Source organism: Mesorhizobium sp. M4B.F.Ca.ET.214.01.1.1 (assembly GCF_004791545.1).
GTDB lineage: Bacteria > Pseudomonadota > Alphaproteobacteria > Rhizobiales > Rhizobiaceae > Mesorhizobium > Mesorhizobium abyssinicae.
Genome location: NZ_SRUX01000016.1, coordinates 104521 through 128019 on the forward strand (window position 1 = coordinate 104521; position 23499 = coordinate 128019).

Sequence of the window (23499 nt, forward strand, 5' to 3'; positions counted from 1 at the left end):
TTCTTGTGTCACGCTCCCGTGAGTCGGGCAAGGGCATCGTCAAGAGCACGCGCCGGCAGCTCGATCAGCCTTGGTGCCTCGGTGAACAGCAGCACGGCCCGGACCGCGCGGCCGGGATAGAGCGGCTGAAGCAGTGCCCGATAGAGCGCGAGCTGCAGCACGTAGGCAGGCGGCACCTCCTCCAGCGTCGCTGGCGCCGGCCGGTTGGTCTTGTAGTCGACGATCGACACGCTGTGCCCAGAGATCGCCAGCCGGTCGATCTTGCCGGAGATCGAGCGCAGCTTTCCCTTCACCTCGAGGCTGCCCATGACCGCGACTTCGGCGCGCGATGCGGGCGCGAACAATGCGGTGAAGCGGGGATCGGCGAGGATCGCCATCACGGCTGCCAGCGCTTTGCCGCGCTCTGCTTCTGGCCAGCCGGCGCCGGCGCGCGCCAGATAGCGTTCCGCGGCGTCCTGACGCTCGCCTTCAGCGATCGAAGGTAGCATTTGCAGCAATTTGTGCAGCGCCAGCCCGCGCAGGACGGCGAAACCGGGCTCTGCCTCGGCATCCAGTACCGGCGAGCGCGTGTCGGTCACCGTCTGCTTGGCTTCGTCGATCAGCGCTGAGGCGCCGGAGGGCGACAGAGGCCGCGGCAGCTCCTCATAGGGCGGCAACGGGCGGAACAGGTTTTCCGGCAGCGGCGCGACATGCTGCACCGGGCTTGCCGATCCGGCCGCCACCAACGCCACCGGCGGCAGCTTGGTCATATGGAAGCGGTGCACTGCGACCTCGTCCGTCGCCGGGTGCCGGCGCTCCCCGCTTTCCGGCGCGCCGATCAGCGCCCGGCTGACGATCGCATGCCAGGTGCCGGTGCTCGGCGCGCGCTTGCCGTGATAGCCGCAGACGACCAGCCGGTCCTCGGCCCGTGTCATGCCGACATAGAGCAGACGGCGATATTCGTCGTCGGCAAGCTCCCTTGCATGCGCGGCCGCGGCTTTCGAAAAGCTATTGGCAACGTCGCTCGCCGAGCGCCAGAGATAGCCCTTGCCCCCAAGATGCTCGCCCGAACCCTCGAACGGCATCAGGCGCGGCAGATGCTGGTCGCTGAACGGCGCCGAACCGCCATCGACCAGGAAGACGACAGGCGCCTCCAGGCCCTTGGCTGCGTGCACGGTCATGACGCGTACCTCGTCGCGGGTCTGGTCCATCTCGCGCTTGATCTCTGGCCCGCTGCTTTCCAGCGTTGCCAGGAACGCCTCCAGCCCCGGCAGGCCTGTGCGCTCCTCAGCAAGGCAGAAGCTCAGGAATTCGTCGATTATGTCGCCGGCTTCCGGCCCGAGGCGCGCGATCATCTTCTTGCGCAGGCCGTCGCGCGCAAGGGCCGCGGCGTAGAATTCGAACACCGGCTTGAAGGCTGCCTCGTCCGTCCAGGCGTCGAGCCGCGCGACAATGCCGGCCAGTACGGCATCCTCGCCACCCTGCTTGCGGAGCGAAGCGATTAGCGAAAGACCCGTCGGCCGTCCGTTAGCCAGCGAAAAGAGCCGCTCCTCGGACACGTCGAAGATCGGGCTGCGCAGCACGGCCGCCAGCGACAGGTCGTCCTCCGGCTGGATGAGGAAATGGCCGAGCGCGATCAGGTCCTTCACCGCGATGTGCCCGGGCAGGCTCAGCCGGTCGGCGCCGGCGACCGGGATCTGCCGGTTCTTCAGGCTGCGCGACAAAGCATGGACGAAGCGGTCGCGCTTGCGCACCAGGACAAGGATGTCGCCGGCCGTCAGCCTGCGGCCCTTGCCCTCGAGGACCTCGCCGTCCCGGAGCCAGGCCTGGATCGTCGCAGCCACATGCTCGGCCACCCGCACCGCCGGCGCGCTGGCATGGTTGACCGGCAAGGTCCAGTCGTCAGGCTCCTCGACCGCGTCGGCGCCGATCGACGGCCACACCTCGACATAGCCCGGCGCGTCGGTGCGGATCGCCTTGTGGCTGAGCGGATCGGGGTCGTGGCTGATGCCGCGCCTGACGCCCGGATCGGCAAAGACACGGTCGACGGCGGCTAGCACATCGTCGCTGGAGCGGAACGACCAGGTCAGCTTGAGATCGGCGAAAGAGGCTTCTGCGTCGCGCACGCGACCGGCAAACAAAAGCCTGCTCTCGGCAAAGGAATCGGGTGCGGCGCCCTGGAAGGAATAGATGGACTGCTTTTCGTCGCCGACGGCGAACATCGTGCGCCGCACCGTCTCGCGCTGGCCGAGGCCGGCGAAGAACTCCTCCGTCAGCTTCTTCACCACCTCCCACTGGTCGGGGCTGGTGTCCTGCGCCTCGTCGAGCAGGATGTGGTCGATGCCCTGGTCGAGCTTGAACTGCACCCAGGGGCCGGCATCGGGCCGCGACAAAAGGGCGACGGTGCGGGTGATCAGATCGTTGAAGTCGAGGAAGCCGCGGCCGCGCTTCAGCTGCTCATAGCGGGCGATCAGCCAGCGGGCGACGGTCAACGCCGCCGCCGTGCCTTCGAGCATCCGAAACAGCGCCAGCCGGTCCGACACCTCGAGGATCGCCTTGGCCGCGGCCAGATAGCGCTCCGGCAGGTCGGGCAGCCGGTCGAGCAGCGCCCTCTTGAAGGTCTTTGCCGGCTCGTAAGCGTCGCCATCGGCTTTGAGGAAGGCCTTGCCGAGCAGCTGCAGCTTGCGGATCGGGTCGGCTTCGGCGAAGGCCAGCCTGGCATAGGGCAGGATGTTGTTCAGCACGATGCGAGCATCGGCCGTTTCCGCGGTGCGCGCGAAGCCGGCGAAATAGTCTGGCAGGAAGCCGGGCAATGGCCAGAGCGAGGCGGCGATGTCCTCGGCCGTCAGGCCTGGCCTGAAGCGGAATTCGGCGAACAGCGGCCGGAAGTCCTCGCCCAGCCCCGACAGGAAGGCGCGCAGCCCATCGCGCTTCGCCACGATCTCGGCCAGCAGCGCGTCGAGGCCGGCCTCGCCGCCGCGCTCCAGCACCGTGGCGAAGGCCTCGGCCAGTCCTTCGGCGCCGGCGCCGGCGCCAGAGATCATGTCGCGGCGGGCATCGGCGAACAGCGACGCTTCCATCTGCGGATCGAGCATCTCGAAATGCGCGGGAATGTTGGCTTCCAGCGGGAACTGGTGCAGCACCGATTCGCAGAAGGCGTGGATCGTCTGGATCTTCAGCCCGCCCGGCGTCTCCAGTGCTTCGGCGAACAGCCGCCGCGCGCGGCGCATCGTGTCGGCGTCGGCGCGGCGGCCATCCAGCGTCGCGATCCGCGTGGCGAGCTCGGCGTCACCGAGCGAGGTCCATTCCGACAGCGTCGAAAACACCCGGTTCGACATGTTGGCGGCGGCGGCGCGCGTATAGGTCAGGCAGAGGATTTTCGACGGATCGGTGCCGTTGAGCAGCAGCCGAATGACGCGCTGCGCCAGCACATGCGTCTTGCCCGAGCCGGCATTGGCCGACACCCAGGCCGAATTCAGCGGGTCGGAAGCGCGCGCCTGGCTGGCAGCGGTGTCGCTGGGGATCGGGTAGGCCTTCTTCATGCCTCCCCCGCCTCGTCCTCGCTATCGCCGCCGGCCGACCATTCGAGCACGCGCGCGAGATGGTCGTAGTCGCCATCGGCCTCGCCCTCGCGGAACGGCAGCGCGCGCGACAGATAGCCGGTTGTCGGGTCGGCATAGTGGAAGAGCAGCTTCTCCAGCCGTGCCCAGGCCTCCTCGGCGAGCTCATTGGCGGTCCTGGGCTTGCGGTTGTATTCGAGGATCGATTCCTCGAACACGTCGCCATTGGGCTTCAGCCGCACGAAGGCGAGCTGCGAGGGCTCAGCTGTGCCGAGCGCCTTGAAGGCGCCGCGCCTGAGCAGCGCGCCTTCCAGCGCCAACTGTGGCGAAAGCAGCGTGTGCGCCTGCGCCCTCGATGGCGAGGAGCCGGTCTTGTAGTCGAGTATGTCGGCCATGCCGCCGGCCAGCAGGTCGACGCGATCGGCATAGCCGGACAGCGTCACGCCGGTGCGGCCGACCACGGTCTTCTCGGCTCGTTCCTCGGCATAGCGTTGGGCGACGGCGTCGGCGCGGCCATGCTCCCATTCGATGATGTTGGCGGCGAGCTTTTCGAAGCGCGGCCACCACACCGCCTCGATGTCCGGCGGCAGCGCGGCTTCCGCAAAGCAGGCCCGGCCGGCTTCGAGAAGACCTGCCAGCGCGTCCGGCTGGCGCGGATCGGCGATCCTGGCTGAGAACAGATGCAGGATGGCGTGGAACAGCGTGCCGCGCTCGGCCGCTCCGGGATCGCGAATGACGGGATCGAGCGGCATCAGGCCGAGGATCCGCCTGGCATAGATGGCATAGGGGTCGCGGCGCAGCGTCTCGATCTCGGTGACCGAGAAATGCTGCGGCCGCACGCCGAGCGGCGGCCTCGGCTGCGGCCGTGGCGCGAAATCCTGCCGCTCGCCGGCATCGAGCGCGCGCGCCCAGGCGAGCAGCGCCTCGCCGCGCCGCAAGGGCGCTGCCGCATGCTCCCTGCCGATGAAGGTCAGCATGCGTTGCAGCCAGCGCGACGGCACCGCCGGCGCGTCGCCGGAGCGGGCCGAGCGCGTCAGCACCACCTCTTTCGCGCCCATCGCCATCTGGAAGTCGTGCGCGGCAAGGCCGATGCGCCGTTCCGGCGGCTCGAGATCGATGCCGGTCTTCATCAGCCGCGACATGAAGCGGCCGCTCTCCGGCTTGCGCGGCCACACGCCTTCGTTGAGCCCGCCAATGACGAGCGTGTCGACGCTTTGCAGCCGCGCCTCCAGCGCGCCCCAGATGGCGATGTTGCGGTCGGTGCCTTGCGCCGGCTTGACCATTTCGGGCGCGATCAGCGCGTCCATCACGTCCGGCCAATCGGCTGCCGCGAAGGCGAACGGCACCGAAGCGGCGACAAGGCCGCGCATGAGTTCGGCGAGCTTCTCGCCGGCGTCGCCGGCATAGAGTTGCGCCAGGCCGCCATCGGCTGCCCGGCCAAGGTTCTCCAGCGCAACAACGCTTGCATGCGTCAAGGCGGCGAGGTCGGCATCCTGTTCGCCGCGAAAGGCGGTGAGCGGCGCAAGCGCCTCGGCCAGGCGGGCAAGCATGTCCCGCGCCTCGTCGATGCCGCGCGCCGACAGCCGCGAGAGCCAGAAGGGCGGGCGGCTGTCGCCGAGAGCCGAAAGGCGGGCCTCGAAAAGCAACGCCAGCGAGGCCGCGTCCGGCCGCCCGGTGCCGCCGCGCAATGCCACCAGCTCGACGATCTCCGCCGCATGGCGCACGCGCGCCCGGTCGAGGCCGAGGCCAAGCAGCGGGTGCTTCAGCAGCGACAACAGGCCGACCGGATCGCCAGGCCGGAATGCGGCCTGCAGCGCCAGCCTCAGCAGGCTCGCCGCCGGCGTGTTGGCGAGCGGTGTGCCGCCGGAATCGTCGGCGACGACGCCGAAGCGCTTGAGCTCGACGGAGACGCGCCGCGCCAGCGCGCGGTCGCCGGTGACAAGTGCTGCGCGCCGGGCCGGCTGCTCGACGGCGCGCTTCAGCGCGATCGCGATCGCCACTGCCTCGTCGCGCTCGCTTGCGGCTTCCACCAGCGTCACGCCGGCCAGAGCCTCGCCCATGGCCTCGCCTGCGAAACCGGGGCGGGTCGCGGTCCACAATTCGGTGGTTTCGGCCGGTCGCAGTGCTTCGCCGACAAGCGCCGCGCGCAGCGAAAGCGCCCGGTCAGCGGCGACGATCTCCTCGACATCGGTGCGCAGCACGCCGATGCCGCCGATCAGCTTTGCCAGGCCGTATTGCGGGTGGCCGAGCGTCGCCGGCCGGGCGCCGGGCGCCGAAATCGCGGCGAAGGATGCCTCATCCAGCCCTTTGTCGAGGCCGGGCAGCACGACCGCGCTGTTAGGCAGGCCGGCGATCACCCCGAGCAGTTCGGCTGTCGCCGGAATGGAGCCGGTCGAGCCTGCGGCGACCACCGGTCCGGCCGGCGGATTGCGCTTCAGCCGCGCCGCCTCCAGCCGGATCAGCGCGCTGCGGTGCGCGGCCGGATTGGAGAGGCTGCGCTCCTCCAGCAGCCTTGGCCAGTGGTCGGTGACGATGCCGAGGAAATCGAGCGTCACCTGCCACCAGCCGGCGAGGTTGCCGCTGACCAGCCCGGCGAGCTTCGCCCAATCCGTACCTTCGGTCTCGATTTCGTCCATCAGCCGGGCAAGGTCGCGCGCCAGCCAGATGGCGTCGGCCGCCGAGGTCGGCACCACGAATTCCTCATTGAAGCGCGCCGCGACATGCGCCGGCAGGCTCTCCTTCCACGCCCGCACCAGCGGCGCCAGCAACAGCAAGCGTTCCTGCGCCGCAATCGGCGGCGCCAGATCGATTGCCGGCGTTGCCTCGGTGTCGAAGGCGGCCTCGTCCTCGTCGAACTCGCCGAGCGGCCGCACCGTCGGCAGAATGGCCGAGCGACCTCCCAGCATGTCGACGAAGGCGCCGCGCAATGCCCGTGCCGCGCGCCGCGTCGGCACATAGAGGGTGACGTCGGCGAGCGCCAGCGGGTCGCCCTCGAAGCGGAAGCCGGGGACAAGCCGGCCGGCCAGCAAGGCTTCAGCCAGCGTCGGCAGAAACGGCGCTCCGGGCGGGATCGAGAAAACGCGGCGCGAGCCGCTCATATCGCTTTCGCGAGGGCGCCGGCGACCGCCGCCTCGGCGAGCGGAATGGCGTCGGGCGTGCCGACGGTGATCCAGCGGCCCTGCATCGCCATTCCGAACAGCCGTCCGGCGCCGATCGCCGTGTCGAAATAGGCGTTGAGCGAATGCGGGCCCGTCGGCGCGTCCTTGAAGATGCGCGGGTGGACAATCGCAGCCCCGGCATAGATCAGGCCGGCCGGATCGCCTTTCGAGCGCTGCAGGGCGCCGTCCGGCGCCACCAGGAAATCGGTGCCGACGCAATGTCCGGTGGCGGAATCGAGATCGGTGAGCATCAGCAGAATATCCATTCTGGCAGCGTCCCATGCAAGGGAAAGGCGCTGGAGACTGGGCTGGCCGCTGTCGATCCAGAACGTGTCGGCGTTGATGATGTAGAAGGGCTCTTGTCCCAGCGAGGGCAGCGCCCTGACGATGCCGCCCGCCGAGTCCAGCAGCATCTCGCGCTCGTCGGAAATGACGATCCTCGGCGCCTTGCGGCCGGCGACATGGGCGATGATCTGGTCCGGAAGATAATGAACGTTGACGATCGCCCTAACGACACCGGCGCTCGCCAGGCTGTCCAGCCCCCAGTCGATTAGCGTCTTGCCGGCGATTTCCACCAGCGGCTTCGGCATCGTGTCGGTGATCGGCCGCATGCGCTTTCCAAGCCCGGCGGCGAGCACCATTGCGGTCCGGGGGGTTGCGGTCACAGCGGTCGTTCTTCCAGCAGGCCATGGGCGGCGTAGAAGTCGTGTAGCCCGGAGAGTGCCGGGTGCGCCAGCGCTCTTCTGAGATAGTCGCGGATGCGCGGCAGGTGCTTGAGGTAGAAGGGCTTGCCGTCGCGCTTTTCGAGCCGCACGAAAATGCCGAGGATCTTCGAATTGCGCTGCGCCGCCATGATCGCGTAGGCCTCCCGGAACGCCGCCTCGTCGAAGGCGCCGGCGGCGTGGCGCGCCGCGACATAGGCATCGAGCGTCCGCTTCTCGATCGCAGGCGAGATGGTGACGCGGGCGTCCATGGCGAGCGAGGCGACGTCATAGGCGGCGGGGCCGATCAACGCGTCCTGGACATCGACGACGCCGAGCCGGTCGTGACCGGTGCGGTCGCCGCGCCAGATGATATTGGGCGAATGGAAATCGCGCAGCATCAGCGTGTATTGGCTGCCCTCGAGCCGGTCGAGCACCTTGTTCCATTCGTTATGGTAGCCGGCCAGCAACGCATTGCCCGCCGGCTTGCCGGTCAGCATCGGCACATACCAGTCGACCAGGAGATCGGTTTCGATCAGCATCGCCTCGCGATCGAAGGGCGGCACGTCGTGGAAGATGCCGGGCGCGGCCTCCATCCTGTCGGACCAGGCCTTGCCGTGCATCATCGCCAGCAGCTCGCCCGCCGCGGCATAGCGCTCGGCGATCGGCTCGCCGTTCTGGCCCAGGAACCCTTCCGCGCCGAGATGCTCGAGCAGCAGGAAGCCTTGCTCCAGGTCCTGCGCATGGATCTCCGGCACGCTGACGCCGGCGGCGTGCAGCGCCTTGTCGATGGCGACGAAGGCGGTGACGGACTGCGCGGTGTGGGCGATGACCGCATAGGGCTTGCCGTCGCGCACCGGCGGGCCGAGCACCAGCCGCGGCGAGTTCATCAGCACGCGCGGCGCGATGCCGGCGAGCGAAACGATCTCATAGGAGCGGGCGGAAGCGTCGCCGACGAAGAAGCGCCTGGCGGCTTCGCCCCAGCCGGCCGTGGCCAGGAAATCACGCATCGCCAGCGAGCGCGCCGCGCGATCGATGGCAGCGCCCTGTCCCGACAGCTTCGCCAGGCGGCCGTCGCCCTGGTGGACGAGCTCGATCCAGACCGTGCCATCGGGCAAAGCGGCTTCGGCGCGTTCCGGCCATTCGACCAGGGCCGCCCCCCCTTGCTCCAGCGCGTCGTCGAAGCCGAGTTCGTCGAGCTCGCTCGCCGAAGACAGGCGGTAGAGATCGAAATGATGCACGGGAACGCGCGTCTCGTAGCTCTGCACCAGCGTGAAGGTCGGGCTCGGCACGTCGAGGCCGGCATCGTCGGCCAGCGCCCGGATCAGCGCCCGCGCCAGCGTCGACTTGCCGGCGCCGAGATCGCCCTTGAGCGCCAGCACGTCGCCCGGGCGCAGCGCCATCGCCAGGTCTTCACCCAGCCTTGCCGTGGCGGCTTCGTCGGCGAGAAAACGCTCCAGCCCTGCCATGAGGCCCGCTACTCGGCCGCGGCGCGAATGCCCGAAGGCGCGGCGGGGAAGGCGCAGATGACGGTGGTGCCCTGGTCCTTGCCGGTCTCGATGCGGACGCTGCCGCCATGCAATTCGACAAAGCTCTTGACGATCGACAGGCCGAGGCCGGCGCCGCGCCGGCGCCCGCCATTGGTCCGCGGCTCGAAGCGGCGGAACACCGAATCCAGCACATCCGGCGGCATGCCGGGCCCGTCGTCATGGACGGAGAATTCCACGCCCTCGGCGAGCTGGCGGCAGGCGAGGGTGACCGTGCTTGCTTCCGGCGCGTAGTTCGCGGCGTTGCTCAGGAGATTGTAGAGGATCTGGCGGATGCGGGTCTCGTCGCCATGGAAGCTCTTCGGCGCCGCCGCGGCGTCGACCTTGAGCGTGATCGAGTGCTCCTCCAGCCGGTCGGCGACCAGCTCGGCGGCGGCGGCGATCGTCCGGTCGACGCTGACCTCGGAGATGTCGAGCTGCATGATGCCGGCATCGACGGTGGCGAGATCCAGTATGTCGTTGACGATGGTGAGCAGCACCGAGGAGGACGAGCCGACATGCTCGACATATTCGCGCTGCTTCGGCGTCAGCGGCCCTGTCGCGGGCAGCGACAACAGCTCGGTGAAGCCGATGATGTTGGTCAGCGGCGAGCGCAGTTCGTAGGAAACGTGCTGCACGAACTCGTTCTTCAGCTGGTCGGACCGCTCCAGCGCCTCGTTCTTGTCCTTCAGCGCCCGCTCTACATTGACGCTGTCGGTGACGTCGACGAAGGTCATCATCACTTGCCCGTTGGGCAGATGGATGACGGCGTAGCTGAGCACCGTGCCGTTGACGAGTTCGCTCTGGCCATGGCGGTCGCGGCGTTCGTCGTCGAAACCGGTGATGGCGGCGACGAAGCCGCCCCACGGGCTGTCCTTGGCGCGCCGGTCGCAGAGGTCGCGGATCGCCGAGACATGGACATTGGGCTTGACCACGTCCTGGTCCAGTCCCCACAGCGCCACGAATGCCGGGTTCGACAGCCGAAGCCGACCGTCCGGACCGAACACCGCGACACCTTCGGCGAGATTGTCCAGCGTTTCGCCCTGGACGCGCACCGCCGTCTGGTAGCGGCTTTCGAGATCCATCTTCTCGGTCAGGTTCTCGAACACCCAGGTCACGCCGCCCTTGGGCTGCGGATTGGCCACCACGCGAATGGTCTTGCCGTCGGGCAAGTGCCACCAGTGCTCCTGCGATTCGACCGCGCGATAGGCGCCGAGCAGGCCTTCCTTCCAGCGCCGCCACTCCGGCTGCTCGGCGATCTTGCCCTCGCTGCGCAGCCGGTCGAGCAGCAGGGCATTGTCCGGTGCGCTGTGCAGGAAGCCGCTGTCGAGGTTCCACAGTTTCTGGAACGCCTGGTTGAAGAAACGCAGCTTCTCGTTGGCGTCGAAGATGGCGACCGCGGTGTTGAGCTGGTCGAGCGTGTCGGCGTGGCTGCGCACCGTGCGCTCATACTCGCCGCGGATGGTTTCGGTGGCGCTGGTGTCGCAGGCAAGCCCGGCCGAGCCGTCGGCACCGGCGAAATCGGTCACCGAGAACATGCGGCGATCGCCTTCGATCACCGTCGACAGCGTCTGCTCGAACACCGGCCGCGCCTTGTGCTGCTCGGCGATCTGTTCGCGCGCCTGGCCGCCGAGGAACTCCTTGGCCTCGCGCACCGCGGCTTCGGCATTTGGCGCCTCGACCGCCTCGGCATAGGCGCGGTTGACCCATTTCAGCCGCCCGTCGGCGGCGCGCAGCCAGGTCGGCATCTTCAGCGCGTCGAGCAGGCCGAGCATGGTGTCGTAGTCGGCGCTGAGCCGCTGGTTCTCGATCTTCAGCCTTGCCTGGCCGCGCAGCGTTTCAGACAGCGAGACGAAGCGCACCAGCACATGCGCCGCGCTCTTGCGGCCCTGCACCTCGAGCGGCACCCCGGCCTGCGTCTCGATGACGAGATCGAAGGTCCTTGCCTTTTCCCGCAACGCCGCCACGGCATGCTCGAGCGCGGCGGCCGAACGTGGCATCAGCCAGCGGCCGAAGGCGAGGAAGGCGGCGCGGTCCTCGGGCGCGCCGCTCTCCAGCGGCAATGTGCCGATGAGTTCCGGCTTCTTGTTCTCGGAAGCCCACACCACGACGCGCTGGTCGCGCAGATTGAGCAGCGCCTCGGAGCGCTGCAGCGCCGCGTTGACGTCGGCGATGCGGGTCCTGAGCTCGGCGTTCTGCGCCGACGTGCGGGCTCTTTCGCGGATCAGGAAGATGGCCGAGACAAGGGCGGCCCCCATGACCCCGGCGAACATGGCGAGCTGCATGACCTCGACCGTGCTGACCGATAGTCCGGCCGATTGCGCGACGCCGGCTTCGGCATGCGCCGCAAGGCCAAGTAACGGGCTGCAAAGCGCCGAGCCGGCAAGCAGCGCCGCCATGCGGACACCGGCACGCCGCAGCAAACGCCCGCCCCTGACGGCGGAGCCCGATCTCACCGAATCGCTTTGGCCGCCGGAAACGGCCTGTCCCGCGCGAGGCGGGTTTTCCCCCGGCATGTCTTGGTCCTCTTCGCCGCCTGAATGCAAGACCGCCCAGATTGCGTATCCCGGCCCTCGTCCCCCGGACCGCGAATCACAACAATAACGCCTGCTGGAATCGGCGTGAAGAATCATTCCGCGCAAAAATAAAGCCGGGCGAAAGTCAATCGCCCGGCTTCAATATCTAGTGGTAATTTTCGTTTTGGTTAATAGCGGTAGTGTTCCGGCTTGAACGGCCCTTGCGGCGTCACGCCAATATAGGCGGCCTGTTCGCCGGACAGTTCGGTCAGCCGGGCGCCGAGCTTATCGAGATGCAGGCGCGCGACCTTCTCGTCGAGATGCTTCGGCAGCACATAGACCTGGTTCTGGTACTGGCCGTGCTTCGAGTAGAGCTCGATCTGCGCCAGCACCTGGTTGGTGAAGGACGCCGACATGACGAAGCTCGGATGGCCCGTGGCGTTGCCGAGATTGAGCAGCCGACCTTCGGACAAAAGGATCATCCGCTTGCCGTCCGGGAAGGTGATCATGTCGACCTGCGGCTTGACATTGGTCCATTTCAGGTTGCGCAGCGACGCCACCTGGATCTCGTTGTCGAAGTGGCCGATGTTGCCGACGATCACCATGTCCTTCATCGACCGCATGTGGTCGAGGGTGACGACATCCTTGTTGCCGGTGGTGGTGATGACGATATCCGCGGTCGGCGCCGCGTCCTCGAGCGTGACCACCTCGAAACCGTCCATCGCCGCCTGCAGCGCGCAAATCGGATCGACCTCGGTGACCTTGACGCGGGCGCCGGCGCCCTTCAGCGAGGCCGACGAGCCCTTGCCGACGTCGCCATAGCCGCAGACGACCGCGACCTTGCCGGCCATCATCGTGTCGGTGCCGCGGCGGATGCCGTCGACCAGCGATTCCTTGCAGCCGTATTTGTTGTCGAACTTCGACTTGGTGACGGAATCGTTGACGTTGATCGCCGGGAACGGCAGCAGGCCCTTCTTCTGCAGCTGGTAGAGCCGGTTGACGCCGGTGGTCGTCTCCTCGGTGACGCCGCGGATCGCTTCCTTCTGCTTGGTGAAGAAGCCGGGCGAGGCCTTCAGGCGCTTCTTGATCTGGGCGAACAGGATCTCTTCCTCTTCGCTGCCCGGATTGGACAGCACATCCTCGCCGGCCTCGGCGCGGGCGCCGATCAGGATGTACATGGTGGCGTCGCCGCCATCGTCGAGGATCATGTTGGAGGTGCCGCCATCGGCCCACTGGAAGATCTTGTCGGTGTATTCCCAATAGTCCTCGAGCGTCTCGCCCTTGATGGCGAACACCGGAATGCCGGCTTCGGCGATCGCCGCCGCGGCATGGTCCTGGGTCGAGAAGATGTTGCACGAGGCCCAGCGGATGTCGGCGCCCAGCACCTTCAGCGTCTCGATCAGGACCGCCGTCTGGATCGTCATGTGCAGCGAGCCGGTGATGCGCGCGCCCTTGAGCGGCTTCTTGTCGCCGAACTCCTCGCGGCAGGCCATCAGGCCCGGCATTTCGGTTTCGGCGATCTCGATCTCCTTGCGGCCCCAGCCGGCAAGCGAAATGTCGGCGACCACATAGTCCTTGCTACCCGTCATGGCAGTGCTCCGGTGTGATTTGTCTGTGACACGCGCCGGCGCCTGACGGCGCGTGGAAGGGCGCGGATTGCCGGCCTGACTAGCAGATCGGCATCCAAACGACAATGGGATATAAAGAAATCTTTATTCGTGCATGTCTTTGCGCCGATGCATGTCGCCCAAAAGTGTGCAGCGGTTTTGGGGTAACGACATGCATGAAGACAAAAAGCTCGTCGTCAGCATTCCTCGCCGAAGCGCCCGGCGACCAGCTGCTCCAGCGCGTCGATGGCCTGCAGCGCTTGCGGGCCGCTGGCGGTGACGCGGATCGAATAGCCCGGGCTTGCCGCCAGCATCATCAGGCCCATGATCGAGGTTCCGCCGACCGTGACGCCGTCCTTCTCGACATGGATGGCGGCATCGAAGCTGCTGGCGACCTGGACGAATTTCGCCGAGGCGCGCGCATGCAGGCCGCGCTGGTTGATGATCGGAAAATCACGCACGAGCTGGTCCTGTTCCGGCGACAGCGCGTTCATTTGCTGCTCAGGAGCTGGCTGGCGACGTTGATGTATTTGCGCCCCGCGGCCTGCGCCTCGTCGAGCGCGGCGGCCATGTTGTCGCCCTTGCGGATCGAGGAAAGCTTGATCAGCATCGGCAGGTTCATGCCGGCGATGACCTCGATGCGGCCGGATTCCATCACCGAGATGGCAAGGTTCGAGGGCGTGCCGCCGAACATGTCGGTCAAGACGATGACGCCGGCGCCGGTGTCGACGCGCGCCACGGCGTCGACGATGTCGCGGCGGCGCTGCTCCATATCGTCTTCGGCGCCGATCGCCACGGTTTCGAAATTGTCCTGTGGCCCGACGACATGTTCCACGGCATGTCGGAACTCCGTGGCCAGCTGACCGTGCGTCACGAGCACGAGTCCGATCATTCTTTGGTGGCTCCCGTCATCGCCGCTTCACAGGCGTATTTTATGCTCGCCAGCCATTCCAGGCGGCGGGAGCGCTATCTTGTCGACGCGCGGCGCGTTGACAAGCCCAAAATTGCGCAGGCCCGGGCCATTTTGACGCATTGCAGCAAAAAAGCCGAAGCGGATCATAGAAAAGGCGCGATGGAGAGCCGCGCCATCACGGCCGGCAGGGCGGTCGCCGCATTGCGCTCGGCAAGGTCGACGCGCGGCACCGGGCAGCCGGCGACCGGTTCGCGGATTTCTTCCTGGAAACGCGCCATTTCCGCCTGTGGCACCAGCCGCACATTGAGGTCGATCACCGCGCCCGGCTCGAATGGCAGCGGCCGCGGAATGAAGCCGGGCACCTCGGCGAGGCCGGCGATGGTCGCCGGCACGCGGCACACCAGCCGCCCGCCATGCGCCATGGCCAGCAGCCTGTCGTCGCCGACCAGCCGTGAAAACAGGCCGCGCGCGCGGCAATGGTCGATCAGCGTCAGCGCCAGCGTCGTCTTGCCGGCGCCGGACGCTCCGGTGATGAGGACGCCGCGCTCGCCGATCAGGATAGCGGTTCCGTGGATGTTTTCGGGCTTCGCGGCGGGATCGGACATGATGGCGTCGGAAGTCAAGCTTCGGCCGGCAGCGTCACCACGAAGCGCGCGCCCTTGATCTCGCCGGGCTTGGTGCCGGGGATGTTTTCCGCCGTCAGCGTGCCGCCATGCGCCTCGACGATCTGCCGGCTGATCGACAGGCCAAGGCCGGAATTCTGGCCGAAGGCCTCGCCGGCCGGACGGTCGGTGTAGAAACGCTCGAAGATGCGGTCGATGTTGTCGGCCCGGATGCCCGGCCCGTTGTCGTCGACGGTGACGATGTTGAGCTTGCCGGCGCGCGCCAGCGAGATGGTGATATGGCCATGCTCCTCGGGAACGAAGGAGCGGGCATTCTCGATCAGATTGGTGATCACCTGGCCGATCCGCAGGTCGTGGCCGGTGACGACATAGCCTTTGACGCCTTGCGGCAGCTTGGCCACCTTGAGCTCGATCTCGACCGCCTTCTTGTTGCGCGTCGTCTCGCGCGAGACGGCGACGAGGTCGGTGATGAAGGTCTTGAGGTCGACCGTTCCCGCATCCTCGCGCGCCAGCTCGGCGTCGAGGCGCGATGCGTCGGAAATGTCGGTGATCAGCCGGTCGAGCCGCCGCACGTCATGCTGGATGATCTCCATCAGCCGCCCGCGCGAATTCTCGTTCTTCGCCAGGGGCAGCGTCTCCACGGCGCTGCGCAGCGACGTCAGCGGGTTCTTCAGTTCGTGCGAGACGTCGGCGGCGAAGCTCTCGATCGCCTCGATGCGGGCATAGAGCGCGTTGGTCATGTCGCGGACCGCGATCGACAAATTGCCGATCTCGTCCTGGCGGTCGGAGAAGTCGGGGATTTCCTCGCGGTTCTTGACGCCGCGCCGCACCCTGACGGCGGCGGCGGAAAGCCGGCGCAACGGGTTGGCGATGGTCGAGGCGAGCAGCATCGACAGGATGGCGGTGACAAGTGCCGCAATGCCGAAGACGCGCAGGATCGCCTTGCGCTCGGCGGAGACGATCTTGTCGATGTCGCCGCCTTCGGTCGACAGCATCAGCACGCCGAGCACGGCACGGAAGCGCTGGATCGGGACGGCGACGGAGACGATCTGCTCGCCCTGCTCGCTGATGCGCACGATGGTCGAGGGGCTGCCGGTCAGTGCCTTGACCACTTCCGGAAACGCCGCGCCGTTGCCGCCGGGCTGCTCGTGGTAGACCGGCAGGTCCTTGTTGCGGAAGAAGTCGAAGACGAACTTTTCGACGCGCTCGACGATGCCCGGCTGCTCGTCGTCGACCGGCGGCAGGTCGTAGCGCAGGATCTGGCCGCGCGAATAGAGATGGCGCGAATCGAGCAGCAGGTTGGCGTCGCGGTCGTAGATGCGGGCGCGCGTGCGCGTCGGCGAGATCAGCCGCCGCAGCACCGGCGCGACCCGCTCAGGGTTGATCGGGAAGTCGAGATTGTCGAGCTGGTCGGAACCGGGGCCCAGGCTCTCGCCCGCCTGCAGCTCGAGCAGCTTTTCCGGATCGATGCTGATCGAATCGGTCTCCACCGTCGCGGACGCCGCGATCGCGCCGGCGATGATCTCGCCCTGCGTCATCAGGCTTTCGACGCGGGCATCGATCAGCCCGTCGCGGAAGGTGTTGAGATAGAGGATGCCGGTGACCAGCACCGCCAGGCCGGCAAGGTTGAGGAACAGGATGCGGCGGGTAAGGCTGGAGAAGATGTGATGGCCGAGGAAACGGCGCATCGGCACGGTGATCTTCGACAGGAATGCGGGCAGCATCCTGGACGGCCGCCTGACGGCGCCCGCCCTTCTGTTCCGCTCTACGTCCACTGCCATCGAATAGCAGCTCCCGGCCTGTTCCTACGCATGTCGTTGACCCAAACCGCCGTACACCGTCGAGCGGCATGCATCAACTTACGCTTCGCGGAACCGGTATCCGACTCCGTAAAGGGTTTCGATCATTTCGAAGTCGTCGTCGACGGCCTTGAACTTCTTGCGCAGCCGCTTGATGTGGCTGTCGATGGTGCGATCGTCGACATAGACCTGTTCATCATAGGCCGAATCCATCAGCGCATCACGGCTTTTTACCACCCCGGGACGCTGCGCCAGCGAATGCAGGATGAGGAATTCGGTGACCGTCAGCGTCACCGGCTCGCCCTTCCAGGTGCAGGTATGCCGCTCCTGGTCCATCACCAGCTGGCCGCGCTCCAGCGAGCGGGCCTGCTGGCTGGGCTGCTTGGCGGCGGCCTCGCGGGCGCTGGTGCGGCGCAGCACCGCGCGCACCCGCTCGACCAGCAGGCGCTGCGAGAACGGTTTGCGGATGAAGTCGTCGGCGCCCATCTTGAGGCCGAAGAGCTCGTCGATCTCGTCGTCCTTGGAGGTCAGGAAGATCACCGGCAGGTCGGATTTCTGACGCATCCGGCGCAAGAGTTCCATGCCGTCCATGCGCGGCATCTTGATGTCGAGGATGGCGAGATTCGGCGGCCGCGCCGCCAGGCCTTCCAGCGCCGACGCACCATCCGTGTAGGTTTCGACGCGATAGCCCTCGGATTCGAGGGCGATCGACACCGACGTCAGGATATTGCGGTCGTCGTCGACAAGCGCGATTGTTGCCATTTCAAGCGGCTCCCTCATGAGCTGTCCCTTCTTTCGTCGAGAAGGGGCTTTTGCAGGACAAATTAGGTACAAAATGTGGCATAAGCTCCGCGCAGTGTCACGCACAGCGTGCCGGCGGCCGCATTCGCACCCCTACGCGGATTGGACGAACAAGGTTTGCCAATCCTTTGGGCAACCACTGTGATTTTTTGCACATATAAACGATTTAAACAACTTTCAAATTTTTTAAATCGATTAAAGATTTGATATCATTCGGGTTTTCTGGTTCTGACCCTCTCAGCCCCACCGCCGGGGCGCCGATTATCCGCCGGCCAGACGCGGCAAAACAAAGCCAGATGCGGCAAACGTAGAAGGGACCCTTGATGTCGGAAGCCGGCAAACGCAATCCCGCATGCCCCCTCGATCTGAAGACCACGGGCACGGTACGCTATAACTTCGGCGCCGCCGCGCTGTACGAGGAAGCGATCCGCCGCGGCGAGGCCAGGCTCACCGCCCATGGCGCCCTCGTCGCCGAGACCGGCCAGCATACGGGACGCTCGCCCAAGGACAAATTCGTCGTGCGCGACGGCGCCACCGAACCGCATGTCTGGTGGGACAACAACAAGGCGATCTCGCCGGCGCAGTTCGATGCGCTGCTGGCAGATTTCCACGCCCATGCGGCGAACAAGGACCTCTATGTTCAGGATCTGGTCGGCGGCGCCGATTCGGATCTGAAGCTGCCGACCCGGGTCGTCACCGAATTCGCCTGGCATTCGCTGTTCATCCGCAATCTCCTGATCCGCCCCGAGGCGTCGGAGCTCGCGCATTTCGTGCCGGCGATGACGATCATCGATCTGCCCTCGTTCCGCGCCGACCCGGCCCGCCACGGCACCCGCACCGAAACGGTGATCGCCGTCGATCTGACGCGCATGATCGTGCTGATCGGCGGCACCTTCTATGCCGGCGAGATGAAGAAGTCGGTGTTCACCGCCCTCAACTATCTGCTGCCGGCCAAGGGCGTGATGCCGATGCACTGCTCGGCCAATGAAGGCCCGGCGGGCGACGCGGCGGTGTTCTTCGGCCTCTCCGGAACCGGCAAGACGACGCTGTCGGCCGATCCGTCGCGCACGCTGATCGGCGATGACGAGCACGGCTGGGGCCCGCACGGCATCTTCAACTTCGAGGGCGGCTGCTACGCCAAGACGATCAGGCTCTCGGCCGAGGCCGAGCCGGAGATCTTCGCCACCACGCAACGTTTCGGCACCGTGCTGGAAAATGTCGTGCTCGGCGCCGACCGCGTGCCGGATTTCGACGACGGCAGCCTGACCGAAAACACGCGCTGCGCCTATCCGCTCGACTACATCCCCAATGCCTCGAAGACCGGCCGCGCCAGTCATCCCAAAAACATCATCATGCTGACCGCCGACGCCTTCGGCGTGATGCCGCCGATCGCGAAACTGACCCCGGCGCAGGCGATGTATCATTTCCTCTCCGGCTATACGGCCAAGGTCGCCGGCACCGAAAAGGGCGTCACCGAGCCGGAAGCGACCTTCTCGACCTGTTTCGGCGCGCCGTTCATGCCGCGCCACCCATCGGAATACGGCAATCTGCTGCGCGAGCTGATCGCCCGCCATGGCGCCGATTGCTGGCTTGTCAACACCGGTTGGACCGGCGGCGCTTACGGCACCGGCCGCCGCATGCCGATCAAGGTGACGCGGGCGCTGCTCGCCGCCGCGCTCGACGGCTCGCTGAAGACCGCCGATTTCCGCACCGACGCCAATTTCGGCTTCGCGGTGCCGGTGGCGGTCGCCGGCGTCGAGCGCGCCATCCTCGATCCGCGCTCGACCTGGGCCGACAAGCCGGCCTACGACCGCCAGGCGGCGAGGCTGGTCGGCATGTTCGCCGCCAACTTCGAAAAGTTTGAGCCGCATGTCGACGCGACCATCATGGGTGCCGCGCCGCGCCTGCAGGAAGCGGCCGAATAGTCGTTGCGGCTATGGTGTTTCTGTCCAAGACCCGGCTTTGCGCCGGGTCTTTTCTTTTTCACGCCGCCGCGTCATGACTGCGGCATGGCTTCAGACGAAAAAATCATCATTGCCGACAATGTGGTGATCCATCCCGGCGATCTGCACGAGGATTTCATCCGTTCCTCGGGTCCTGGCGGCCAGAACGTCAACAAGGTGGCCACCGCCGTGCAACTGCGCTTCGATGCCGCCAACGCAGAGGGCCTGCCGGAGCGGGTGCGCGAGCGCACCATCAAGCTTGCCGGCCAGCGCGCCACCAAGGACGGCGTCGTCGTCATCGAGGCCGGACGCTTCCGCACCCAGGAGCAGAACCGGGCCGATGCGCGGGCGAGGCTGACAGCTCTGGTCGCCAAGGCGGCCGAGCCGCCGCCGCCGCCGCGCAAGAAGACCAGGCCGTCGAAAGGCGCCGTCGAGCGCCGCCTCAAGACCAAGGCCGGGCGCTCCACGGTGAAGAAGCTGCGCGGCCGGGTCGAGAACGACTGAGACGGCCCGGCGGAGACCGCGCTGGCCCCGCTTTCGGGTCGCCGTCTTTCCCCATCGGTGGCATGCTCGGGCGCGCTAACCGGATCGAACGGAAATCCCATGCTCGTTTTGCCCAAGGGTGTCCGCCATATGCCCGGCTACCTGCCGCGCCCGGCGCAGGAAGCGCTGGTCGAAGAGATCAGGGCGGTGGTGCAGGCTGCGCCCTTGTTCGTGCCGGCCATGCCGCGCACCGGCAAGGAAATGAGCGTGCGCATGACCAATTGCGGCCCGCTCGGCTGGGTCACCGACAAGGAGCGTGGCTACCGCTATCAGCCGACGCATCCGGTCTCAGGACAGCTCTGGCCACCGATCCCGGAGGCCTTGCTGAAAGTATGGCAGGAGGTTGCTGCCTATCCGCATCCGCCTGAGGCCTGTCTCGTCAATTTCTATTCGAGCGACGCCAGGATGGGCCTGCACCAGGACCGCGACGAGGAAGATTTCGCCGCGCCCGTCGTCTCCGTGTCGCTCGGCGACGATTGCCTGTTCAGGGTCGGCCAGACCACGCGCGAAGGCGGAACAAAATCCTTCCGGCTGAAAAGCGGCGACGTCGTCGTGCTCGGCGGCGAGGGCCGCCTTTGCTTCCACGGCGTCGACCGCATCTACCCGTCGACCTCGGCGCTGCTGAAGAATGGCGGTCGCATCAATCTGACGTTGCGGCGGGTGACGCTGCACGCCCGCTAACCGAATCTACAGACTTTTTTCATAAATACGCCAAGGCGCTGCGGTGTGGGGTCGGGCAATGACTGAGAGCGGTTTGGTTATCCGTCACCTGTGGACGATCGTCTGCGGGGCAATTCAGCTCGTTCGCAGGGATTCGGGCCTTTATCTGAGCATCGTCATCTATACGTTGGCGGGACTGGTCTTCCTGCATGCGATAGGCGCTGACGACCGCACCGCATATGCGATATATTTCGGCAGATGGACACTGCTTAACTGTCTGATATTGCCGGCTTTTGCCATCCTTATCGACCTCATCCTGATCGTCCGCCGCTTCGGCCCCCGGCGCCGTCTCGCCGCGAAACGGATCTTTTCCATGACGCGGTTGGCCTACGCGTTCTCCGGGCTGAGCCTGCTTATGGCGCTGATGATCTTCCAAGGCACGTTCACCTCGGTGAAAAACGGCATGCCGGTCTGGCAGGACGGTTTTCCGTTCGACGTGGCGCAAGCCAACATCGACGCCTTCCTGCATTTTGGCACCGATCCCTGGCGCTGGCTTTACGCCGTGGCCGAAAACGATTCGATCCGCGCCGCAATCGAGTGGAACTACAACGTCTTCTGGTTCCTGCTCAATTTCGGCGCCCTGTTCTTTGTCGCGACGTCGCCCATGGTCGCATCGGTTCGCACGCGCTACCTGGCCTGCTTCATGGCGGTCTGGATCGTCGTCGGCAACGTGCTGGCCGCGCTGTTCCTGTCGGCGGGTCCGGCGTTCTATGGCTCGGTCACGGGAGACGTGGCCCGGTTTGGCGAACAGCTTGCGTTCCTGGCCCATGGCGCCGCGTCGCGCAACTCCGCCGTTTCCTATCAGCAGTATCTGTGGACGCTGCACGAGGCTAGGCAGACCGGCTTTGGCTCGGGCATTTCGGCGTTCCCGAGCGTGCATGTCGGGTTGGCGATGCTGAACGCGCTGTTCCTGCGCGAGTTCAACCGCTATCTCGGTGCGCTGGCGTTCGTCTATGTCGCCTTCGTCGCGGCCAGCTCGGTTTACCTCGCCTGGCATTATGCGATCGACGGCTATGTCAGCGCCATCGTCACCCTCATCGTCTATGTCGTGGCTCGCAAGCTGATCCCGGCCGATTCCCGGCCGGTGGCGGCCATGCAGACAGCGACCGTCAATCGCCCCGAGGCGGCCGTCGCGGCGTTCTGAGCGCCGTATCCTTCATCTTTGGATGCGCCGGTAGACGGTGATTGCCGGCTCCGCATGCAGCACACGGTAGTTGCGCAAGGCAGCCATGATCCGCTTGTCGCCGTGCATGAGCGCATCCCAGGACGGATTGCCTGCCGGGCCTGCCAGCACGATGTCGGGCTGCTTTGCCGCTATCTCGGCGGCAAAGTCGCCGATCGCCTGATCGCGGATTGTCTCCAATCTCAGCTTCTGTTCGGGGTCATCGGTCCTGTCCACCAGTTTCTGGGCGCTGGAGACCATCCAGGCGCCGGGGTTGCGCGACACGAACCTGCCGCCCACCAGCCGGGTCAGGGGGTACGCGGCCTGCATCTGGGAGGCGATCGATACGATCGTCGGATGCTCGAAGCTGTCGCGGATCGCACCGACCGATCGCTCGATCGGTCCGCTGTCCCTGGTCAGCGCGTCATACTGCGCCCTGGTCGTCGCTTGCAGCAGCAGAACGCAGCCGAACATCAGCGCGGCTTTGCGAACCATCCCTTTCTTTGGGAAATCGCCGAACCGCAGAAGCTGCAGGCCGAACGCGATTGCCGTGATCGCGACCATCGGCAGGGCGTGGTTCGGCCATCCCTTGCCCATCAGCAGGAAGGCGGGGACCAGGCCGAGCGCGCTTGCCAGCGCGATCCTTGTGTCCCAATGCACATGCCTCGGCGCTCCCGTCCCGACAACGATCGCGGCCGACAGCAGCAGCACGATCTTCGGCCAGTTCTCCAGATTGTCGAGCAGTGGCGCGCGAAGCGGCAGGTAGACTTCCCTGACGAGCGGCAGGACTTGCGTCAGGTAGCCGCGGTCGAAGATTGCGATGCTGGCCACGTAGAAGACGGCCATCGCGGCCCCGATAAGGTTTTCCGTAACGAGGATCGGCCTTGGCGAACGCCGTTGCCAGGCGAGGCACAGCGACGGCACGACGAAGGCCAGGGCGAAGTGGGGTGGCTTGACCATCACCATGACGCCGGCGCCGAGGCCGGCCACGATGCGTTCGGCAAGCGATCCGGCAACGAAGTCCGGTTGCCGCTGGCGCGCGCACTGCAATGCCAGCCAGGGCAGGATGCCGATCAGCGCGAACTGCTCGCGCTGGCCGAACTGATCCGGCAGGAAACACAGTACCATGAAGGCCACCGCCGCCAGCACCCAGAAGCCGCCGGCCTGCCGGTAGATCGGGTCGGCGCGCGTCAGGATCCGGGCGCAAACCACCAGGCTGGCCAGACCGAGACAGACAACCCCGAGCGCCAGCCAGAACTCGGCCGCTATGCCGGTCAGCCTCTCCAGCAGCACGAACGGCATATACAGCCAGATCGAGAAGGGCGGATTGGTCTCTAGCATATCGGTGTTCAGCCGTTCGCCGTTCAACAGCCGCTCGCAGACCACCAGCAGCCACGACACATCGACATTGGTCGGCACCACAGCGATCGCCAGCCACGCCGCATAGGCGGCAGCCAAGAACGTCAGGAAAAGCGGCGTCGCGATCCGCCGGACGGGTCGCGACGTGGGAGCAAATCCGGCCAAAGGCTTGTCGTAGGGCTCGGCTCTAGACATCGCGGAACACCCAACGCCTGAGCACGATGTAATTCACCAGCGGCACGACGATGCAGGTCAGGACGATCGGGATGGCCGCGGGCATGCCCAGCCGCTCGGTGAGGACGACGGGCAAGGCGATGGCTGTCGCCAGGCCCATCGCGTTGAGCAGAGCAAAGCGCGGCAGTTCGAAGGCGTGCGCGCCAGCCGACATGAAAGTGAAGTACTTGTGTCCGGCATAGGAGAACAGCCCCGCAATGGCATAGGCGACCACGGACGCCGCCGTTGCCGGGAGCATCGCGGCTCCAGTGCCGCCGCGCGACAGCGCCAGGGCGCAAACGGCATAGACCAGCGTCGAAGCGCCGCCGATCACTGCGAAGCGCGAAATCCGGTGGGAGCGCAGAATGTTCAGCAT

At 66.4% G+C, this 23499-nt stretch carries 17 protein-coding genes; 4 read left to right on the forward strand and 13 right to left on the reverse strand.

All coding sequences use genetic code 11. From position 1 onward, the window contains the following. Positions 1-8 precede the first annotated feature (8 nt). The 11 genes from addA to EN857_RS27195 all read right to left on the reverse strand — a co-directional run bounded on the left by addA (position 9) and on the right by EN857_RS27195 (position 17144). Positions 9-3521: a double-strand break repair helicase AddA gene (addA, locus tag EN857_RS27140; RefSeq protein ID WP_135859391.1), complete on the reverse strand. Its 3513-nt coding sequence runs from the start codon at positions 3519-3521 to the stop codon at positions 9-11. Next, positions 3518-6637, reverse strand: a complete 3120-nt coding sequence (gene addB / locus EN857_RS27145) for a double-strand break repair protein AddB (RefSeq protein ID WP_127392975.1) — start codon at positions 6635-6637, stop codon at positions 3518-3520. Before addB ends, addA begins: the two co-directional genes overlap by 4 nt. Then, complete coding sequence (locus EN857_RS27150) at positions 6634-7362, reverse strand: nucleotidyltransferase family protein (RefSeq protein ID WP_127392974.1); 729 nt, start codon at positions 7360-7362, stop codon at positions 6634-6636. The genes addB and EN857_RS27150 overlap by 4 nt, the downstream gene beginning before the upstream one ends. Continuing rightward, positions 7359-8867: a tRNA (adenosine(37)-N6)-threonylcarbamoyltransferase complex ATPase subunit type 1 TsaE gene (gene tsaE / locus EN857_RS27155; protein ID WP_127392973.1), complete on the reverse strand. Its 1509-nt coding sequence runs from the start codon at positions 8865-8867 to the stop codon at positions 7359-7361. Before tsaE ends, EN857_RS27150 begins: the two co-directional genes overlap by 4 nt. A gap of 8 nt (positions 8868-8875) precedes the next feature. Next, positions 8876-11440, reverse strand: coding sequence for a PAS domain-containing sensor histidine kinase (locus EN857_RS27160; RefSeq protein ID WP_128346015.1), 2565 nt, complete (start codon positions 11438-11440; stop codon positions 8876-8878). A 188-nt stretch (positions 11441-11628) separates the two neighbouring features. Continuing rightward, positions 11629-13029 carry an adenosylhomocysteinase gene (gene ahcY / locus EN857_RS27165; protein WP_127391613.1) on the reverse strand — a complete coding sequence of 467 codons (1401 nt, stop codon included), beginning with the start codon at positions 13027-13029 and terminating at the stop codon, positions 11629-11631. A gap of 215 nt (positions 13030-13244) precedes the next feature. Then, complete coding sequence (locus EN857_RS27170) at positions 13245-13541, reverse strand: HPr family phosphocarrier protein (RefSeq protein WP_127283711.1); 297 nt, start codon at positions 13539-13541, stop codon at positions 13245-13247. Beyond that, positions 13538-13939 carry a PTS sugar transporter subunit IIA gene (locus EN857_RS27175; protein WP_127283710.1) on the reverse strand — a complete coding sequence of 134 codons (402 nt, stop codon included), beginning with the start codon at positions 13937-13939 and terminating at the stop codon, positions 13538-13540. The genes EN857_RS27170 and EN857_RS27175 overlap by 4 nt, the downstream gene beginning before the upstream one ends. A 164-nt stretch (positions 13940-14103) precedes the next feature. After that, positions 14104-14565 carry an HPr kinase/phosphorylase gene (locus tag EN857_RS27185; RefSeq protein WP_127283708.1) on the reverse strand — a complete coding sequence of 154 codons (462 nt, stop codon included), beginning with the start codon at positions 14563-14565 and terminating at the stop codon, positions 14104-14106. A 14-nt stretch (positions 14566-14579) separates the two neighbouring features. Continuing rightward, entirely contained in the window at positions 14580-16364 is a 1785-nt protein-coding gene (locus EN857_RS27190; protein WP_127283707.1) for a sensor histidine kinase, read from the reverse strand. 78 nt (positions 16365-16442) lie between these two features. Further along, entirely contained in the window at positions 16443-17144 is a 702-nt protein-coding gene (locus EN857_RS27195) for a response regulator transcription factor (protein ID WP_126057113.1), read from the reverse strand. A 362-nt stretch (positions 17145-17506) separates the two neighbouring features. Between EN857_RS27195 and EN857_RS27200 the strand changes: the two genes are divergently transcribed. The 4 genes from EN857_RS27200 to EN857_RS27215 all read left to right on the forward strand — a co-directional run bounded on the left by EN857_RS27200 (position 17507) and on the right by EN857_RS27215 (position 21533). Then, the gene (locus EN857_RS27200) at positions 17507-19108 is read left to right on the forward strand and encodes a phosphoenolpyruvate carboxykinase (RefSeq protein WP_127391615.1); all 1602 of its coding nucleotides are present in this window, start codon (positions 17507-17509) and stop codon (positions 19106-19108) included. Between the two features lie 84 nt (positions 19109-19192). After that, positions 19193-19630 (forward strand): alternative ribosome rescue aminoacyl-tRNA hydrolase ArfB, encoded by a 438-nt coding sequence (gene arfB, locus EN857_RS27205; protein WP_127391616.1) that lies wholly within the window; start codon positions 19193-19195, stop codon positions 19628-19630. A gap of 99 nt (positions 19631-19729) precedes the next feature. After that, positions 19730-20350: an alpha-ketoglutarate-dependent dioxygenase AlkB gene (locus tag EN857_RS27210; RefSeq protein WP_127391617.1), complete on the forward strand. Its 621-nt coding sequence runs from the start codon at positions 19730-19732 to the stop codon at positions 20348-20350. Positions 20351-20408: 58 nt separating this feature from the next. Further along, positions 20409-21533 (forward strand): phosphatase PAP2 family protein, encoded by a 1125-nt coding sequence (locus tag EN857_RS27215; protein ID WP_127391618.1) that lies wholly within the window; start codon positions 20409-20411, stop codon positions 21531-21533. Between the two features lie 12 nt (positions 21534-21545). Here the strand turns inward: EN857_RS27215 and EN857_RS27220 are convergent, their stop codons facing one another. Both EN857_RS27220 and EN857_RS27225 read right to left on the reverse strand, forming a co-directional pair. Next, positions 21546-23105: a hypothetical protein gene (locus EN857_RS27220; protein WP_127391619.1), complete on the reverse strand. Its 1560-nt coding sequence runs from the start codon at positions 23103-23105 to the stop codon at positions 21546-21548. Then, entirely contained in the window at positions 23098-23499 is a 402-nt protein-coding gene (locus EN857_RS27225; protein WP_127283701.1) for a GtrA family protein, read from the reverse strand. The genes EN857_RS27220 and EN857_RS27225 overlap by 8 nt, the downstream gene beginning before the upstream one ends.